General features: G+C 43.0%; 3 protein-coding genes and 1 pseudogene. All 4 read right to left on the bottom strand.

Annotated elements, in window-relative coordinates; translation table 11 throughout:
• Positions 1 to 300 precede the first annotated feature (300 nt).
• Positions 301 to 1,179, bottom strand: a complete 879-nt coding sequence (gene lsrF, locus QZU45_RS11950) for a 3-hydroxy-5-phosphonooxypentane-2,4-dione thiolase (protein ID WP_295355592.1) — start codon at positions 1,177 to 1,179, stop codon at positions 301 to 303.
• A gap of 65 nt (positions 1,180 to 1,244) precedes the next feature.
• Positions 1,245 to 2,318, bottom strand: a complete 1,074-nt coding sequence (locus QZU45_RS11945) for a substrate-binding domain-containing protein (RefSeq protein WP_295355590.1) — start codon at positions 2,316 to 2,318, stop codon at positions 1,245 to 1,247.
• A gap of 35 nt (positions 2,319 to 2,353) precedes the next feature.
• Positions 2,354 to 3,104 (bottom strand): annotated as a pseudogene (locus tag QZU45_RS11940) (ABC transporter permease).
• 146 nt (positions 3,105 to 3,250) lie between these two features.
• The coding region (locus tag QZU45_RS11935) for an ABC transporter permease (protein ID WP_295355587.1) at positions 3,251 to 4,156 on the bottom strand (906 nt) is incomplete at its 5' end.

The raw sequence follows: 4,156 nt of genomic DNA, 5'->3' as shown, positions 1-4,156 counted from the left end.
CCAACCATACCAGTACGTCTTTCAATATTTTCAATTAAACCAGCCATTTGCAGATCCGTTTTCTAGTAATAATGAACTTCTACATAATCTATTTTAGGTTATGAATGAAAAATTTCCTTTTTTTACTGATTTTTTTGTAGTTTATGTGAGAAGGCGAACTGTATATCTGGATTTTTTTACTCAAAAACGTGATAGGCACAAAAATTCTAGGCTTGCAAATGTTCTAGAAAACTCATTTTTGGAGCAGAAAAAAGCCCAGATCAATAAGATACTGGGCTTACGAAAAGAAGAATAATATATTTACTTGACTAAATCCTGATAGAACTCATAAGCTTCCTTATCAGTAAAGCCCTCATGAACAATCTTGTTAACAGCCTGAAGCATCTCAACACTGTGCAGACTCTGGAAGATATTTCTTCCCATATCAACACCATGTGCACCGCCCTTAATAGCATTGTAGGCAAGTGTTAAAGCCTCATTCTCAGGAAGCTTCTTTCCTCCTGCAACAACAATTGGAACAGGACAGGCGGCTACTACCTCCTCAAAATCATCACAGTAGTAAGTCTTAACCATATTTGCACCTAGCTCTGCAAGCATACGGGTTGCAAGCTTGAAGAACTTGGAGGTTCTCTCCATCTGCTTGCCGACAGCAACAACACCCAAAATAGGTATTGAATATCTGCAGCCCATGTTTACTGCATCTTCAAGGTTCTTAAGAGAGCTTAGCTGACCGTCGCCGCCGATGAAGGTCTGAATTGCAAGACAATCTGCATTCAGTCTTACAGCTTCTTCAGCATCAACTGCCAGAATTTCATGAGACAGGTCGTCCTGAACCATGGATGAACCTGAGGTTGCTCTAAGTGCAACTGCCTTACGGCAGGATGGATCGATACAGGTTCTCAGCGCACCGCGGGTACACATCAGAACATCAATGTAAGGCATCAGCTTTGGAAGCAGCAGATCAAGTCGCTCAAGACCGGAAACTGAGCCCATGAAATAGCCATGATCAAAGGCAAACATAACAGTATTGCCACTTACAGGATTGAATATATTGGCAAGGTGCTTCTTCATACCCCAGTCAAGAGCGTTAGCACCTTTAACATAGAAACCTTTATTATTAGCAAAAGGCTCATTGATATGATAATCGTGAGCAACCTTTAAGCCGTCTAAATCTGCCATTTTTACTCCTCTACTAACCGCCGGATAACCGGCGGTCTCATAATTAAACAGGATCTATAAGATCATTAGAAATTGTAATTATCTACATTATCCTTGGTGAATACCAGACGCTCTGGCAGCAGAACAACACCATTGTTCTTTGCTCCGGTCTTTGAACCAGGAACCAGTGAATCATTTGGCATTACCTTGATCTTGCCGATTTCAGGCAAGTCAATCTCATCACCAACCTTAACTTCATTACCAGCAGCAAGATAAGCACCTAGATAAGTACCGATTGCGCCCTGAACACCGCAGTCCCACAGGCCCCACTCTTCAATGATATCTGACTTGGCGAAGTTCTTGATAGACATTGGAGAGGCAAAACCGGTAATAGTTACCTTTGACTTGTTCAGACCTTTGTTCTGAGCTGCAGTTAACTGGCCAGGAAGAGCAGTTGAATCATTGCAGATAATCAGATCGATATCTGGATTGGCCTCAAGTACAGAGGCACCAATGGACACAGCCTTTTCTGCATCCTGCTCTGAATAGTAATTGTCTGGAGCAACATTAACCCAGTTTGGATAATTAGCCTTGATAAACTTCTCGCCTTCCTTCTGCCAGGAGTTCTGATCGGCAACTGTTGCCTGTGAATAATGCCAGCAGTACTTAACAGCCTTCTTCTTAGGATCAACCCCACGCTTCTGCAGAGCATCTACAGACATATCAACCAGCATTTTGCCTAAAATATCAGGAGTTCCCTGTGAAACCATCAGAGTACGGCAGTCCTCTCCTACATCTGAGTCCCAGGTTACAACTGTAACACCATCCTTCATGGCATCGGACAGAGCCTTATTCAAACCGGTAGCATCAACTGAGGAGATACAGATTGCATCAACACCTCTTGCTACAGCCTGGTTAATGACATTAACCTCATCTGCTACAGATGCGTTTGGTGAGCCCATATATTCTACGGTGTAGCCAACCTTCTTTGAATAGTTCTGAGCTCCGACATTAGCTGACTCAAAGAATGCATTACCGGTTAACTTTGGAATGAAAGCAACAGTCTTGTCTTTAACATCTCCGGCATAGGCGCTTGATACAGACAGGCAGGCTGCAATTGCTGCAGAGAGAACAGCTGATTTTAACCAAGTTTTTTTCATAGAAAACTCCTTATGTAGTCTTTATTAAATGCAAGTTATGTTTTAGATCTATTCTTTTTTAAATTGCTGATAAACACAATGACTTCAGGACGATTGCTTAGTGTCCTTGCACTGATCACAATCAGCAATAGGAGACCTACCGGAATATCCAGATACTGCATATTCACCCTAAAGCATAATGGCAGACCGAACTTTAGCACACCGATAATCACAGCTGCCAGAGCGGTACCGATAATACTGCCCTTGCCTCCGGTCATAAGAGTTCCGCCTAAAACCACTGCAGTAATAATTGGCAGGGTTATAGTAGCTCCAAGGTCACTCTTTGCTGTACCCAGATATGAGGTTAGAAGAATTCCTGAAGATTAAGAATATCTTGCGCCCGTATTTGGTCTTATGCAGCAGGAACCATGCAAATGCAGCCATAACTAAAAAGACCACCACCTGAACAGGAAGAACTCCGCCTATACGATAGGACGCGAAATTAACAAAGGACTCGGGAAAACCGCTGATACCCTTATAGCTTTCTGTTGAAGACAGAGTTGAAATTAAAAGAGCAAGACCTGCGTAAAGGAAACTGCCACCTAAGGTCACAACCATTGGCTGAACCTGATAGTAAGCCACAATATACCCTGTAAGAAGGCCCACTAAGGCAGCAATGATAATAGCTACCAGAGAGGCAACCCAGATGTTAAGCCCCAAATCCTGCCAGGTTACACCTACAATGATTGAAGACAGGCCAACCACGGCTCCGGCCTGAATATCAATGCCGGCTGTAATCATAACCATGGTGACAAACAGAGAGATAATACAGATAGGGATAATGTCATTGATTGAGCCAAAGATAACTCTTGGCATCAGGAACTTAGGATTAGCATAGGCAAAAATGCAGATTTCCAGAATCAGAATAATAAGAAGAGTCAGATCCCATCGTTTCATTTTGATACCTCCTGATTATCAATGAAAGCTTTCTGGGCGATACGTTTTAGAGAAATCTCTCGACGACTCTTAACAATTTCACGATTCTGGATAATTGTATTGACCACCACGATAACAATCAGAATGATACCTGTAATAGTATTGTCGTAATTTGAAGATAAGCCAAGGAATACCAGAATTCTGGTTATAGAGGTCATAATTACCGCACCGATGGCTGCCCCAATCAGAGTACCTAAACCTCCCGACAGAGAAATACCTCCAAGTACACAGGCAGCAATAGCTTTCATCTCATAGGAGTTTCCTGACATTGGAGTAATAAAACCGATACGGCTGGTAAAGAGAAGACCTGCAACCGAGGCGAATACACCTGAGATTACATAGGCGTAGATCTTTGTCTGAGTAGGATTTATACCCACCAGCTCAGCTCCCTGATAGTTGTCTCCAACCGCAATAAAGTTATGCCCCTTTTTGGTATGAGATAGAAGGAACTGAACAAAAATTACAAAGAGAATGGAAAGCGCATAGTACCAGGTAAGATAACCGCAAAGATAGGAGTGGGATGCGGAGGTAAACCAGGCAGGAAGATTCTCAACCCAGGCACCTCCCGTATACACATACACCATACCACGAGCAACACCATAGGTACCCAGAGTAAAAATTAGAGAAGGGATCTTCAGAACGGCAACGCCGATTCCGTTGACAAAGCCAAAGAAGGCTCCTACCAGAATGGCAAGAGATATGGCTGTAAAAAGAGAGCTGCCGTCACGCAGGGCGGTAGCAGCCACAGCGGCACTGATACCTAAAACTGAACCTACAGATACATCAATCTCTCCAGTTAAAATTACAAAGGCAGAGCCAACTGCTAAAAGAGTAAACACCACCGAGTCATTGAAGCAGTTCAC

The organism is uncultured Succinivibrio sp. (assembly GCF_902756765.1).
Lineage (GTDB): Bacteria > Pseudomonadota > Gammaproteobacteria > Enterobacterales > Succinivibrionaceae > Succinivibrio.
This window is presented reverse-complemented; position numbering and strand designations above follow the sequence as displayed.